Source organism: Bacillus sp. BACIII, from assembly GCF_057836745.1.
The window spans coordinates 2,258,434-2,273,457 of the sequence record NZ_CM174437.1; the positions used below are offsets into that span (position 1 = coordinate 2,258,434).

General features: G+C 47.5%; 13 protein-coding genes. 2 read left to right on the forward strand and 11 right to left on the reverse strand.

What is annotated here, in order from left to right; genetic code table 11:
• Positions 1–5 precede the first annotated feature (5 nt).
• The 3 genes from ACXN9U_RS10900 to ACXN9U_RS10910 form a co-directional block, all read right to left on the reverse strand.
• Positions 6–770, reverse strand: a complete 765-nt coding sequence (locus ACXN9U_RS10900; protein WP_060963367.1) for a glucose-1-phosphate cytidylyltransferase — start codon at positions 768–770, stop codon at positions 6–8.
• A 216-nt stretch (positions 771–986) separates the two neighbouring features.
• The gene (gene ltaS / locus ACXN9U_RS10905; protein ID WP_016936959.1) at positions 987–2,915 is read right to left on the reverse strand and encodes a lipoteichoic acid synthase; all 1,929 of its coding nucleotides are present in this window, start codon (positions 2,913–2,915) and stop codon (positions 987–989) included.
• 427 nt (positions 2,916–3,342) lie between these two features.
• Positions 3,343–6,528: a bifunctional cytochrome P450/NADPH--P450 reductase gene (locus ACXN9U_RS10910; protein WP_489201638.1), complete on the reverse strand. Its 3,186-nt coding sequence runs from the start codon at positions 6,526–6,528 to the stop codon at positions 3,343–3,345.
• 160 nt (positions 6,529–6,688) lie between these two features.
• Between ACXN9U_RS10910 and ACXN9U_RS10915 the strand changes: the two genes are divergently transcribed.
• A complete protein-coding gene (locus tag ACXN9U_RS10915; RefSeq protein WP_045927125.1) occupies positions 6,689–7,759 on the forward strand; it encodes a DUF3900 domain-containing protein in 1,071 nt (356 codons plus the stop codon).
• A gap of 36 nt (positions 7,760–7,795) precedes the next feature.
• Here the strand turns inward: ACXN9U_RS10915 and ACXN9U_RS10920 are convergent, their stop codons facing one another.
• On the reverse strand, positions 7,796–8,917 hold the full coding sequence (locus ACXN9U_RS10920) for an FAD-dependent oxidoreductase (RefSeq protein WP_489202492.1): 1,122 nt from the start codon (positions 8,915–8,917) through the stop codon (positions 7,796–7,798).
• 148 nt (positions 8,918–9,065) lie between these two features.
• On the opposite strand from ACXN9U_RS10920, the gene ACXN9U_RS10925 reads away from it, so the two are divergent.
• Entirely contained in the window at positions 9,066–9,578 is a 513-nt protein-coding gene (locus ACXN9U_RS10925) for a MarR family transcriptional regulator (protein ID WP_489201639.1), read from the forward strand.
• A gap of 36 nt (positions 9,579–9,614) precedes the next feature.
• Here the strand turns inward: ACXN9U_RS10925 and ACXN9U_RS10930 are convergent, their stop codons facing one another.
• The 7 genes from ACXN9U_RS10930 to ACXN9U_RS10960 all read right to left on the reverse strand — a co-directional run bounded on the left by ACXN9U_RS10930 (position 9,615) and on the right by ACXN9U_RS10960 (position 14,811).
• Positions 9,615–10,259 carry a Bax inhibitor-1/YccA family protein gene (locus ACXN9U_RS10930; RefSeq protein WP_489201640.1) on the reverse strand — a complete coding sequence of 215 codons (645 nt, stop codon included), beginning with the start codon at positions 10,257–10,259 and terminating at the stop codon, positions 9,615–9,617.
• A 90-nt stretch (positions 10,260–10,349) separates the two neighbouring features.
• Positions 10,350–10,652: an FMN riboswitch-binding regulator RibR gene (ribR, locus tag ACXN9U_RS10935; protein ID WP_060963373.1), complete on the reverse strand. Its 303-nt coding sequence runs from the start codon at positions 10,650–10,652 to the stop codon at positions 10,350–10,352.
• Positions 10,653–10,681: 29 nt separating this feature from the next.
• Positions 10,682–10,855, reverse strand: coding sequence for a YezD family protein (locus ACXN9U_RS10940; protein WP_082761615.1), 174 nt, complete (start codon positions 10,853–10,855; stop codon positions 10,682–10,684).
• 117 nt (positions 10,856–10,972) lie between these two features.
• The gene (locus ACXN9U_RS10945) at positions 10,973–12,043 is read right to left on the reverse strand and encodes a sulfate/molybdate ABC transporter ATP-binding protein (protein WP_489201641.1); all 1,071 of its coding nucleotides are present in this window, start codon (positions 12,041–12,043) and stop codon (positions 10,973–10,975) included.
• A gap of 13 nt (positions 12,044–12,056) precedes the next feature.
• Positions 12,057–12,920, reverse strand: coding sequence for a sulfate ABC transporter permease subunit CysW (cysW, locus tag ACXN9U_RS10950; protein ID WP_489201642.1), 864 nt, complete (start codon positions 12,918–12,920; stop codon positions 12,057–12,059).
• Between the two features lie 10 nt (positions 12,921–12,930).
• A complete protein-coding gene (gene cysT, locus ACXN9U_RS10955; RefSeq protein WP_049628050.1) occupies positions 12,931–13,767 on the reverse strand; it encodes a sulfate ABC transporter permease subunit CysT in 837 nt (278 codons plus the stop codon).
• Between the two features lie 15 nt (positions 13,768–13,782).
• Complete coding sequence (locus ACXN9U_RS10960; protein ID WP_489201643.1) at positions 13,783–14,811, reverse strand: sulfate ABC transporter substrate-binding protein; 1,029 nt, start codon at positions 14,809–14,811, stop codon at positions 13,783–13,785.
• Positions 14,812–15,024: the final 213 nt, after the last annotated feature.

A 15,024-nucleotide genomic window follows, 5' to 3' on the forward strand; every position in this document is an offset into this window, starting at 1 on the left:
CTTGATCACCATACCTTCCATACATGTTGTCCCCTGTCCCACATCTTGTTGATTTCCAGCAGGTTTTTATACGTATCGATCGCCGTCCAGAAACCGTAATGCCGATATACCGCCAATTCGCCGTCCTTCGCCAGCTCCTTCAGCGGTTCTTCTTCAAACATGACATCGCTGTCTTTCGGCAGATAATCGAATACCTTCGGGCTGAGCACGAAGAATCCGCCGTTGATGATGCCGTCACTCGAGGTTTTTTCAGAAAAGCTTTTCGCCATGCCGTCTTCGACTGTCAGCGTCCCGAATTGCGAGGTCTTTTCAATACCGGTGACGGTTGCCGCAGCCCCTTTTGATTGATGATAGCTGATCAGGTGAAACAGGTTGATGTTGGCCAGTCCGTCTCCGTATGTCATGAGAAAGGTTTCATCACCGATGATGTCCTTTGCCTGTAAAAGCCGCCCCGCTGTCTGCGTGTGTTCCCCCGTGTCTAAAAAAGTGATTTTCCACGGCTCGGATTTTCCCAATATCCGCACTTCTCCGGTAGAGCTGTCGAGCGTCATACTATGATTCTTCCAGTCATAATCTAAGAAATATTCCTTAATCATCTCTCCTTTGAAACCAAGAAGCAGGATAAATTCGTTCACGCCATAGTATTGATAGAGTTTCATAATATGCCATAGAATCGGTTTTTCGCCTATCATGGCGAGCGGTTTGGGACGTTCATTGGTGATTTCGCTCATTCTCGTTCCTTTTCCGCCGCAGAGAATGACTGCTTTCATCTCTACCCCTCTTCTCTGTGAATATTGGATTCGAAACCGCCCGTATAAGAGAAACCCAACCGGATAATTTGTCCGATTCTCTATCACCGGTTTCAAAATCTACTGTAAGATATGAGAGATTGGCGCCCTTTGTGATCGAAAGCTCTCTCTTTTTTCAGATTGGTGAAGATACACACAAAAAAAGAGCCTCACGGAAATTCCGTAAGGCTCTTTCTATTATTTATTATCCTCATTAAGCTTTTCTTTGCCGTAATGATATTTAGACGGATCAACCGGCGTAAAGTCGCTCAATTTGTGGAATCTGAGCAGGTCTTTGTACATCACGCTGTCAGACAGCTTCAGCTGCTCTGTGACTCTGGCTTTCAGATTTTTCGTTTCCTGATTGCCTTTCAGTTCTTTTCCTGTCTTCGTATCGTATACGACATTGGAGATAGAAGTATATTTCGGCGTGACGTAGTCTCCGTTACGGAACGTCACCGTATCATCATGGTCTTTCGAGAAGAGATCGGTTCCGAAATTAATATATTTCTTAGAATCAATGCCTTCCAAGTGAAGGATCGTCGGCACAACGTCCATTTCACCGCCGAATGTATGGTTCACTCCGCCTTTTTTGCCGGGGATGTGAAGCATAAGCGGCACACGCTGGTTCTGCGCGTTTTGATAAGGCGTAATTTCTTTGCCGAGAATTTCTTTCATCGCGCGGTTATGGTTTTCAGAGATTCCGTAATGGTCTCCGTAAATCATAATCACCGAGTTGTCATATAAACCGGATGACTTCAGATCTTTAAAGAACTGTTCAAGCGCTTCGTCGAGATAACGAGCCGTCTGGAAATAGTCATCTACAGTCGCATCACCTGTTTTCGCTTTTTCAATCGTTGCATCTTTTTCATCAAGCGTAAACGGATAATGGTTCGTCAGCGTGAGCAAATGCGCATAGAACGGCTGTTTCAGCGATTTAAGCTTCGGAATGGATTCTTTGAAGAACGGTTTATCCTTCAGTCCCATATTGACAAGGTTGTCATCAGACATATCGTATGTGCTGGCGTCAAAGAATTTGTCATAGCCGATATGTTTGTAAATCTGGTCACGGTTCCAGAATGATTTGTAGTCACCGTGTAAAACGGCGCTTGTATAGCCTTCACTTTGGTCAAGGATGGCAGGAAGCGATTGATACGTGTTTTCCCCTTTTGTCACGAAGGCTGACCCTTCAGGCAGTCCGAACAGGCTGTTATCCATCATCAGCTCGGCGTCAGATGTTTTACCTTGGCCTGTTTGGTGGAAAAAGTTATCAAAGTACGTCATGTCCTCACCGCCGCGGGCGAGTTTATTCAGGAACGGCGTGACTTCTTTTCCGTCAAGTTTGTAGTTGATTAAAAACGATTGGAAACTTTCCAAGTGAATCTTAATGATGTTTTTGCCTTTGGCCTTGCCGAAATACTCGGCGTTCGGCTTCGCATAATGCGACGATGTGTAGTTCTCAACGCTCGTCAGGTCATCGCTGCTTGCATATGCCCGCTGCGTTTCCGTCTGCGCCGTCTGCACGCCGTCATAAATCGTGTAATTATAAAGACCTAAGTATTTTACAATGTAATTGCGGTCAAACGTTCTTGTCAGCAGCTCCGGGCGGTCCTCTTCGGCAATCGCCAAGTTAACAAAGAACAAAACAATACCCGTCACGATAATTAAAGACGTATACCGTTTTTTCAGCTTGAATTCCTTCAGCTCACGTCTCCACACCAGAAGTGCGATTAAAATAATAATGTCAACAAAGTACAAAATATCATGGCCGGACATAATGCTGAAGATGCCGTCTCCCATATTTCCGACATTACCGGATTGCTTTAAGTTAGGGAATGTCAAGAAATCATCGAAGAATCGATAGAATAGGATATTTGCATACAAAATAAACGTCATGATGAAATCAATAATCACCATGATAATCGCTGATTTGCGGCCTTTCGCAAACAATGCCAGTCCTAAAAAGAAAATGGCGCTTGAGAACGGATTGATCACTAGCAGAAACTGCTGCGTCGGCCCCTTCACCCCAAGGTTGAATTCAGCATGATAGGCTAAATACGTTTTGGCCCAAAACAAAATAATAGCCAGTACAAAAAAACTAAGTCTGTAAGAAAATAATTTCTTCATGGCAACCTCTACTTTCCTAAACACTTTAAATCTGTATTCTTACTTTTTGCTTCAATTCCTGCTTTCCGAGCAAAACGAAAGCATCACACAGCCCCATAAACACACCATTTTAATAAACGATATATTTATCATTCGTGTCATGCCCATTGAACATCTTATCCCGCCAGCCATTAGACGCAGGATATCCGTTCTTCGTTTCACATTTTTTTCTGGCATTAAAAGGCACCGTTTCAGACCCAGTCTGAAACTAGGAGATACCAAATATAAGAATAACACAAACTACTTAAAAACGAAAAATGAATATCAAAGGCAGCCGCCCGACAGGCGGGCTGAAGTTATTGTATGCAAAGGGATTGAAAAACTTGAATATTTTTTTCCGCCGATGCAAAAAAGGACTGGAGTCATCCAGTCCTTTTCATCAAAGCGGTTAAATGCCGGCCCAGACATCTTTTGCGTAAATGCCTTTTGTTTGGAGATCCAAAAGCCATTCTTGTGCTTGCCGTGCATCTGTTTCGTGAACCGACTGATACGCTTTTTGCAGTGCTGCCTCTACATCAGGCGCCATTTTGCTTCCGTCGCCGCATACGTATAGATGCCCTCCCTGGTCAAGGATCGAAATTAAAGCTTCGGCATCCTCCGTCATGACGTGCTGCACATACGTTTTCGGCACGCCTTCTTTGCGTGAAAACGCCGTATGAAGCGTCACGACTCCGTCTTTTTCATAACCTTCAAGCTCATCACGGTAAATAAAATCATGATCGTTTCTGCATCCGAAATACAGATGAGCTTCCCCCAGCTCTTTCCCTTCTTCTTTTAACGCCGCGCGTGCCTGCAGAAATCCGCGGAAGGGGGCGACTCCTGTGCCGGGACCGACCATAATAATCGGTTTTTCCGGGTCTTCGGGCAGCCGGAATCTTGTTTCCGGAGTGCGGACAAACATCACGATACCATCATCAGGTCTGCGTTCCGCCAAATAATTCGAAGCGACTCCGCGATACTCCCCCAAACCGCTCCGGGCGGGGCCGCGAACGACGCCGACGGTAATTGAAGCCTGTCCGGGATGTTTCCGCGGTGAGCTGGAAATCGAATAATAACGCGGCTTCAGCGGACGCAAAAGCTCCAGAAATCGCTCAAACGGCAGTTCACACGCTTCATATTTTTCAAGGAGATCGAGCATTGAGACGCGCAATGTTAAGATTTGCTCCTGATAGACGCCCTCTCCGAGTAAATCTTCCAATTCCCGTTTGTGCGGCGGGCAGACCGTATAAGCGGCCATTTCCCGGATTTGCGCCCTTGATGCTGCTTCCTGCAATTCGACACAGCTGCTCAGAAGATCGTGCAGCCTGACCGGCCGATCGAGCGGGAGATGAGCCGCGCTCTGTCCGCTGGCCGTCAGCAGCACTTGGTCGTTCCCGTTCAGATTATACCGGCGGAGAACACGGCCGACCTGCTCTTTGCTGTTTACAGGCAGCACGCCGAGATGATCCCCCTCATTGTAAGCAGCCTCTTTCGGCAGAATGATTTCAATATGCCTTGTGCTTCGGCCGCTTTCCGGCGCCTGAAGCTCCCTGTTTACCGCAACGGATGCGTAAACCGCTTCATACGTCTGTGCCAAAGGGGAGCCGCCAAGCCCGCTCACAAATTGAAGGCCCAGCGTACTCCGCTCTTTTTCGGCATTTTCATTCAGCTTGAGATCGAACGCTTTCATGGCGTCCGCCCACATGCTTTTTTTCCATTCATCAAGCTTTCCTTCAAAATCGCCGCTGACGTCCCCTTCGCCTCGGGAGGAAAATCGTTCCGCCCCTTTTTCGGCAAGCTTTTCATCAATCAGTCTCGGAACGGCCTGATATGTCGCCGCCCAGTTATGGTCACCGCAGCCGAAGACGGCATATCGGACGCCTTTCAGTTCCCCGGGTTTGACTTCTTCAAGCCATTGCACGAATTGCCCCGCGTTGCTCGGAGGCTTTCCGTTATAAGAGGATGTAATGATCAAGAGCGCTCCTTCTTTCGGCAGTTTTCCGATCCGGTCATTTAAAGGCGCCGTTTCAGTCCGGACGCCGTGCATTCCGGCAGTATCGGCAAGCTCCCGCGCCACGCCTTCTGCAGTTCCCGTATCTGAGCCGTACAGAATCAGAAGCGGACGGTTATCAAGTCCGATAATGGAAGCGCCTTTTGTCTCCTCTTTTTCTTTTTTGACGCCTTCCCCCGCTTTTTCAGCCGCCGGGAGAGCAGCTGAAACGGCTTCTTTGTTTCGCGGCCGCACCCGAATATGAAAATCGCCGGGCTTGAGCGTTAATGTTTGTTTAATATCGAGCTCATAATCGGTGTGGTCTGTAAAGGTAAAATGCTGAAGAATCATACCCAGAACAAGAGTTGCTTCGTGCAGGGCGAACTGCATACCGATACACGCCCTCTGACCGTTTCCGAACGGCTTGTACGCATGGTGGGGCACTTGATCCGGATCTTCAAACCGCTCCGGATAAAATTCCTCCGCATTGTCTCCCCACGCCTTTTTATCACGGTGAAGCTGAGGAATTAAGACGGAAATTCTGTCTTTTGCCGTGATCGGATATTTCCCGCCAATCACCGTATCCTCTTTCGCATAAAGACTGAACGCAGGCGCGGTCGGCCATAAGCGCAATGACTCCTGCAAAATCATCCGGATATAAGTAAGATCCAGCACTTGTTTATATGAAGGAACGGGATCGGTCAATACCCGATCGGCTTCCTCATAGGCTTTTTCCAAAACACGGGGATGCTTCAGCAGAAAGTAGATGGCAAAAGAAAGCAGGCCGCTTGTCGTTTCATGGCCGGCAATTAAAAACGTGATGATTTGAAACCGGATATTTTCATCGTCAAGTTTGTCGCCTGTTTCCGGGTCTTCCACATTCAGCATTCTGGCCAGCAGATCCTTTTCATCCCGGCCGCCGTCTGACTTACGCTCTGCGATAATACTGTCTACTAACGAAAACATCGCCTGAATGTCATGATGAAATTGGCGCTTCGTTCTGATCATGAGCTTATCCTGAACATCAAGGCGCTGCATTTGGTGCATCGCTTCATCAAGGGCGCGCACCATGCTGTTGATAAACGGATGAGGCGTTTCCCTGTAATAGCTGTTAAACCGATAGTTAAAACCGCACAGCCCGATCGTATCGAGCGTCAGCCGGGTCATATCGGCAGGCACATCAACGGCCTCATCCGGGTTCAGCCTTGCCCATTTTTGAATCAGCTGCACTGCGATATCCGTCATCATCGCATGATAATCTTTCATCGCGCGCTGGCTGAAGGTCGGCATCAGAATATGATGCGCCTTTCGCCAGTTAGGCTCATGCGTCCAGCTTGTAAACAGCCCGTCACCGGCAAACGCGCGGACTTTCTCCAAAGCCCCTTCAATGCTTTTATCGAACCGTTCTTCATCACACACCTCTTTCACCAGTTCATGGCCGGACACGACGATAATCGTGCCCGCCGGCGTATGCAACTGAAAAATTGGCCCCTGCTCATTTGCCAGTTTGAGAAGCGATATGGTGGGCTTGTCTTTATCAAGCAAAGGAAGATTTCCGAGCGGGCCGAACGTCTTTGGCTGCGGAATCGGACTTGTTTCCTTCATGAATAACACCCTTTCTTAAACGGAATGCGTTTCTTCCAACTACAGTGCCCTTTTCACCCGCCGATTATCCGCCAGAGCGGGCAATCCTCATTGACGATCATTAACGGTTTTTTCTATACTGGAGAGGCTTGTCAAATACAGAAATAAGGTGAGTTCATATATGGATTTTGAAATCAAGTTTTTATCGTTTTATGTCATTCAAGTGGAAGGAAAAGACGAACAGGCAAACAAACAGTTCAAACATTTCCAGACGCTTGATACGGAAGAATTTGAAGAAAGCGAGCTGAAGGATTTCCTGGACGGGGAATTGAAGAAAATCGTCAAACGGAAAGCCGAACGGCATCCGCAATCCGAGCAAGTCCCCACAAAAATCGGCCATTTTATCACGGAGCCGGGCCATGAGCTTGATTCAAATCCGAATTACAACCTTTTCAACCGCGCCAGACTTGCGGATACGAAGGACGCATTTATCGAAGCAAGCGAGCAGTTCGTCCGCACTTATCTGGACACGAGCGCCGTTCGCGGCGGTGTTTTTATCGTGGCATCGGCCGTGCCGCGTAAATATTTTGAGGACAAGTTCGTCTTTATGATGAAATGCGATTTCGAGCCGAAAGTCGCCCGGATCTCAGACGCCTCATCTCTCATTAAAAAAGTCGAAATGGCCATCACGACAAAAAACATGAAAAGCATTCAATATCCGTATATGCCGGAAGAAGGCATGACGGAAGAGCACGAGCTAAAAATCCACCAAGCCTCGCATGCCCGTTATTTTGAGGACTTTCTCAAATTTGTCGAATACGGCGAATCGATGCCGGAAATCATGAAAAACCAAGTCATGAACATGGTGCAGGAGCACGTGTATGAAACTTTTGAAGAAAACAGCGAAGAGCTTCAGCAGTTTGAGCACGACATTGAAATTTGGGAAGCGAGTGAAAAGCGGGAAATTCAGGAGCGCCTCGACACCCATCAAGTCATCGAGGCATCTGCCCAGATCATTGAACATACGCCGGAAGCCGAGCTGAAAATGAAAGTCGGAGAAACAGAGATTAAAGGATTGCTGGCCGATTTCGGCGAAACCATCCATCTCGCAAAAATAAACGGGCGCTATGTCGCGCTCATTGAGGCGGAGACGATCTCGTTTGAAAAAGGCAGTTCGCCGGTGGAGTTTCACAAGCCTGAGGGGCTGCATGAGGTGATTGAACGGATACGGAATAAATCTGAACAAGACTGACAAAAGTCCAGACGCCATGTTCTGGACTTTCTTTATTTAATAAGGCTCTTTGAGCAATCGATAGCATTCACCGATGATGTCTTGGACGCCGGGCGTTCCCTTTATCTCGCGGCGGACGATTTCAGATGAGAGATTCTGCACCCGTAAAGCCCGCTCCGCCCGTCGTTCGAAGTATGCCTGACATGCAGTTTCATAGTTTTCGTGTTTTTGCAGTTCTTCACTAAGCACGATCGCGTCTTCGATCGCCATCGCCGCTCCCTGCGCCAATGTCGGCGCTCCTGCATGGACGGCATCCCCGCCCAGAACAACGCGGCCTCTGTGCCACGGTTCTTTGACCGCCATCTGCTCAACCTTATGAAACAAAACGGGATATTCCTTTGACATATGATCTGTCACAAACTTCACTCCCGGAATTCCGCGCAGCAAGTCTTTCACCCGTTCAAAACGTGTGTCCTCATCATCCCTGAAGTCAGCGTCATACGGCCGGATGATAAATACGTATCCTGTTTTTTCGGACAGCGGCACGACCCCGACCTGTGTCTGCCCTTTTTTATACATCAGTGTTGAATCATGAAATATCGGCTCGGGAAAAGAGATGTAAAATCTGTGCGCCCCCATGCCGAGATACTCCGTTTTCACTTTTCTTTGCAGCATTTGATCGCGGACAGCAGAGCGGATGCCGTCAAAACCGGCGAGAATGTCAGCCGTCAGCGCGGTTCCTTCTGCGAAATGCACCGTTATTTCATCTGCTGTTTCTTCGTAAGATACGACTTTTTTACCGAGCAGAATCGTAACCCCCGCCGCTTCAGCATGCTTTCTGAGGACATCATTTAAGGTTTGCCGAAGTATATTATTCCTCCCAGGCAATGAATCATCTAAAAACGCCTCACTTACTTTAAACAGCAGCACTCCGTTTTCATCATGCTGCTTCAGCCATTCCGTTTGAAAGCCGTGTTGGCAGCATTCTTCATACACACCGATTTCCCTCAGCACCCGCAGCGCATTTTGAGGCTGGAGAATGCCCGCTCCGCTTTTTCGCATATCGGACGCCGCCTCGCAAAGGGTCACTTCAAAACCCGCTCTCCCGAGAGAAATCGCTGCGGACAAGCCGCCGATCCCTCCGCCCGCTATGATGATCTTCTTCACTTCATGGTTCATCACGATACCGCCTTCTCTATTTATTTACTATCCATTAACTATTAGCCACCTTACTATATAAGCTGAAAAACTGTCAATCTTTATAAGTTGCCTTTTGAATCCGGCAAGCTTATACTTTGAATCACAAAAATGTACGGAGGCTTACAAAATGGAATTGAGAGATTTGCCGGATTACTCGCAGATTGCCGGACACGCTGAGATTTACGCCGATATGGACGCTGACTCATTGAAAACATTTTTGACTTTATTTGATATGGCGAAAAAAATGAATCATGTCATGGAGCATTATTTCTCAAGTCACGGATTGTCAGAAGGCAAATTCAAAATTTTAATGTTTCTGTTTGACGCACCCGGCCGCAGCCTGAGTCCGACGGAGCTGGCGAAAAAATCCAACGTCACCAAAGCGACCATCACCGGATTGATCGACGGACTCGCACGGGACGGCTTTGTAAACCGCAGCCGGCATACCGGCGACAGACGAAAAATCAGCATCGAGCTCACAAAGGAAGGAAAAGAAAAGCTGATGCTGTTCCTCCCCGGCCACTTTTCTAAAATTTCAGGTGTCATGGAAAACTTCACCGCTGAAGAAAAAGCGGCCTTCACAAAAATGCTTGAAGTATTATTTGATAAGATTCTGCTGTTTTCCGGAGACAGAACATAAAAGGCGCCCCTTTAGAAGGGCGCCTTTTTCGCGCGGTTAATCATCACTGTTTAAAATCCCGAAAAACCGAAGCAGGTTGATAAACAGGTTGATAAAGTCGATATAAAGCGTCAATGCCATCAAAGGAATCAGATCCGCCGTGATGTCACGGTGTTTGATCTGGTTCAGGTCGTATAAGATGTACATTGAAAACACAATCGTTCCGATGACGGAATACGCCATCATGGCGGCGGAATTCAGCGGGCTGAAAATATTAAAGATCCCCACCGCGAGAAGCGCGATAACAGCGACAAGCAAGAAGGACCATAAAAACGACAAGTCCTTTTTCGTCTTAGCGCCGATCGTGCCGAGCACCGCAAAAATCACAAACGAAGAACCGAATGCTTCCAATACGACATAGGCGCCCGCTGCGGACGCATAATGGCTGATAATCGGAAACAGCGTCACTCCGGAAATAAAAGCGAATGAAAACACAAACGCATATCCGACGGCTTTTTTTCGGCGCAGCCAAAACGCCGCGAAGATCATGACGACCTCTAAGAGCGACAGCGGCAGCATCAATGCCGGCGGAATGAACTGGCCGGTATACAGGCCGATTGTCGCAACTAACAGCGTAAACACAAATACCGTTATAATGCGCTGCATAATAGATTGTTTGCTCTCATAAGCAGCAGTTTGCATGTCAAAAGTCCTCCCAAAAATTGATCGTAATAGGTCTATTATAAATAAAATGGGAGAAATTTGCATGATTTTAAGAAAATTTTAAGGATATCAGGCCTGGCGTTTTGCTGCACACTCCTGCATATTCATGAAATCATACAGTTTTTTCGTCAATCCGCCGTGCCCGAATCGGATATTCCCCTTCTGTCCCGGCGTTTTCGCATAATCGAGAAACGCCAGCACATAAAGGCGCCTGACGGGAATGGGAATGATGCCCGCATCATAAAACCAGCCGTCAATTGTATTCAGCACGCCTTTATTTATGCCGTACTGCTTCGTGCACCAATGCAGAAAGCGCACTTCGGGCAGGTGCAGATACCGGCTCTCCCGGAAAGGAACAGTTGAATGCTTCATATGTACCGCCTCCTGTCATTGGCCGTTTTTTAAGATTGCTTTACTTCTTTGCTCTTCAGGGAAAATCGATATTTCTCCACCTTATCAATTTGTGTCACTTGGGAATTATGAACCGTAATCTGAACAGTCCCGAAATCGATCGTTTCCAGCGCACTGATAATCTTTTCAACCACATGCGGATCTACGTTTCCTTTGGACGTCATCATGCTCCCCCTTTATGTCTGGCCGTTCGTCTTGAAGACAATGGTTTTTAATTCATACTATTCTGATAAGAAATATATAATTATACTATTATGTTTCCCTCCAAAAATCAATAACATTTACACGATTTTTGGATATGATTTCGTTGCGAATACTTTCACTTCCTTCGCTTTGACATAAACTGTGTCACCGACACCGGCCCCCAAGTCGTCATATTGCTCCTTTGAAAGCTCAATCTCCAAATGCTGGCCTGTGTCAGTACGGACGGCTTCCACTCTGACGGACGGCCCGATGGCGCGGATATGCGCCGCCTTTACTTCAAACGAATTCAGACCGGACGGATTTTTTTCTACGGTAAAATGATGGGGCCTCACATAAGCGATCCCCCTGTCCTGATCAGCATGCCCGACAGGTAATACCGCATTTCCGGTGATCAGCTTTCCGCCTTCCACTTTTCCTTCAAATACATTGACACTGCCAAGAAAGTCGTACACAAACGGGTTTGCGGGGTAATCATAGACCTCCTGCGGCGTTCCGATCTGTTCAATCACGCCTTCATTCATGATGATGATCCGGTCAGCCACATCAAGTGCTTCTTCCTGGTCGTGAGTGACGAAAATACTTGTCATGCTGAATTCATCATGAAGCCGCCTGAGCCATTGTCTCAATTCTTTTCTTACTTTTGCGTCGAGCGCGCCGAACGGTTCATCCAAAAGCAAAATTTTCGGTTCTACGGCCAAGGCGCGTGCGAGGGCAGCTCTCTGCCTTTGTCCGCCTGACAGCTGCGAAGGGTAGCGCTTTTCATAAGGTTCCAGTTTTACAAGAGCGAGAAGCTCTCTGACCTTTTCGGCAATTTCTTTTTTGGCAGGGCGCTGCTTTCGCGGACGGACTTTTAATCCGTAGGCGACATTTTCAAAGATTGTCATCTTGCTGAATAACGCATAGTGCTGAAACACAAAACCGACATGTCTGCTTTTCACATGCGTATTTGTCACATCTTGTCTTCCGAACAGGACACGCCCCCCATCCGCCTGCTCAAGGCCGGCAATAACTCTCAGCAATGACGTTTTGCCTGAGCCTGACGGGCCGAGAAGTGCGACCAGCTCGCCATTATTGACGTGAAGATTAATATCCCGCAATGCCTGATAGTTTCCGTAATGCTTAGAAATACTGTCGATCGTAATCTCCATAATGACTCCTTCCTCACCCGGCTTTGGCAGAGCGATAACCGGCTTTCCATTCAATGATGTTTTTCAAAAACAGTGTCACAATCGCAAAAACCGACATGACAGAAGCCACCGCAAAAGCGGCCGTAAACTGATATTCGTTGTACAAAATTTCGATATGAAGCGGGAGCGTGTTGGTAACACCCCTGATATGGCCGGAAACGACTGATACAGCGCCGAATTCGCCGATTGTCCGGGCCGTGCTTAAAATCACCCCGTAGATCAGCCCCCATTTGATATTAGGAAGCGTGACATGCCAAAATGTTCTCCAGCCTCCAGCACCAAGGGTGACGGACGCTTCTTCTTCAGCATTTCCCAAGCTTTGCATAAGCGGTATTAATTCCCGGGCGATGAAAGGGAGCGTCACAAACAAGGATGCAAGCACGATTCCCGGGATGGCGAATACGATTTTTATCTGGTGATCAAGTAAAAATGGACCAAGCCAGCCGTGAAGCCCGAACAAAAGGACAAAGATTAAGCCCGCGATTACCGGAGACACGGCAAACGGCAGATCAATCAGTGTCATAAACAGACTTTTCCCCCTGAATTCATATTTGGTCACAGCCCACGCCGCGGCGACGCCGAACATTGTATTCAACGGAACCGTGATGAAAACAACGAGGAGCGTCAATTTCATCGCGGCAAGGGAATCCGGATGCGTGACAAAGAGGATATAGGCCTCCGCCCCCTTTTTAAAAGCTTCAATAAATATAAATGCAAGCGGCATGATTAAAAATATGGACAAAAAGAGCAGAACCGCTGAGATCAGCACCCATTTCACAACGGGTGATTCCCGCATCTCCCGCTTTGGCGCGGCTGTTTTGGCGGTTTCCAGCTGCATGGCATATCCCCTACCTTCCTGCGTATTTTCTCGCGGTGAGCCATTGCAATCCATTGATGATGAATAAAATGAAAAATGTGATGACAAGCATGACTGCCGCAACAGCCGTGGCCCCGGCATAATCGTACTGCTCTAGTTTCGTCATAATGATCAGCGGGGAAATCTCGGTTTTAAACGGCATATTGCCCGCGATAAAAACAACAGAACCATACTCCCCGAGAGCGCGGGCAAAGGATAATGCAAAACCCGATAGAATAGAAGGAAACAGCTCCGGCAGAATGACCCTTCGAAAGGTTTTCCATTTTGAAGCTCCGAGTGAAGCAGATGCTTCTTCCGTTTCTTTTTGGAGACTTTCTAAGACGGGCTGAACCATCCTGACGACAAAAGGCAGCCCGATAAACGTTAATGCGATGACAATGCCGATCGGCGTAAACGAGATACGGAAAGGAACCAGCTGTCCGATCCAGCCGTCCGGCGCATACATCGCCGTCAATGTTATGCCTGCGACGGCGGTCGGCAGTGCAAAAGGCAGATCAACCAGGCCGTCAGCCAGCCTCTTCCCCGGAAAGTCATATCTCGTCAGCACCCAGGCGATGACAACGCCGAAAACCGCATTGATCAAAGCGGCGCAGCCCGCCGTCATGAAGCTCAGACGATAGGAAGCTGCGGCTCTCGGCTCAGAAATGATACGCCAGACGTCCCCGGGGCCCATTGACATGGTTTGAAAAAACACCATTGAGAGCGGCACGATAACCAAAACGGCCATATATAAAAATGTAAATCCCATCGTTAATCCGAAACCCGGAATCACGGACGGTTTTGTTTTTTTGAAAAGCAGTGTTCTCATCATCGTTTCCTCTTTCTATTTCCCATAGATGCTGTCAAAGGTTCCGCCGTCATTGAAATGGGTTTCCTGCGCTTTTTTCCAGCCGCCGAATTCCTTTTCGACCGTCACTGTTTTGATATGCGGGAATTGTTTTTCATACTTTTTCAGAACCTCTTTATCGCGTGGCCGGTAAAAATTCTTCGCGGCGATCTCCTGTCCTTTTTTGCTGTAGAGATAGGATAAATATGCTTCAGCCGCTTTTTTTGTTCCTTTTTTATCCGCCGTTTTGTCGACGACAGAGACAGGAGGCTCAGCAAGAATGCTGATTGACGGATTGACAATCTCAAACTTTTCTTTGCCGAATTCCTTCAATGTGAGATAGGCCTCATTTTCCCAAGCGATCAATACATCCCCCATCCCTCTTTCTGTAAAACTGGTCGTTGCCCCCCGCGCCCCTGAATCAAGTACTTCCACATTGCCGTAGAGGTCTTTCATAAACTGTTTGATTTTCGTTTCGTCATGATGATACGTTTCATCCGCATATGCCCAGGCCGCTAAATAGTTCCATCTGGCTCCGCCGGATGTTTTCGGATTGGGCGTAATGACAGAAACACCCTTTTTCGCTAAGTCAGCCCAATCAGTGATATGTTTCGGATTTCCTTTTCTGACTAAGAACACAATGGTTGACGTGTAAGGAGTTGATTGATCCGGCAGACGGGATTGCCAGTTTTGATCAATGAGATGGGCTTTTTCGGCTATCGAATCAATGTCATAGCCCAAAGCAAGTGTTACGACATCAGCGTCAAGTCCGTCTATAACGGATCTGGCCTGTTTCCCCGAACCTCCATGCGATTGCTGTACGGTTACCTCTTGACCCGTTTTCTTTTTCCAATAAGAAGAAAAGGCCTGATTATACTCTTTATACAGCTCCCGCGTCGGATCATACGATACATTCAGCAGCTGAACGGTTTTTCCGTCTGATGAAGCGCTCCCGGACTCAGACTGACAGGCTGACAGCGCCCCTGCCAGTAATAGTAATACTAAAAATGCCGTTATTTTTTTCATTTTCCTGATTTCTCCTCTCTCTCTGCATAAAAAAAGGCATATTATCTCCTTTTTAAAAAAAGAAAATAATATGCCTTCAGTTGACTGATGGGCCATTATACCGGTATTAGATATGGGCAATACGGCCAGCTTTCGTTTGTGTACGATCAGCTATTGGTGCCGGTTCGATGTGTATAAGAATAATTCAAACTATCCCTAGCTGTCAACTAAGTT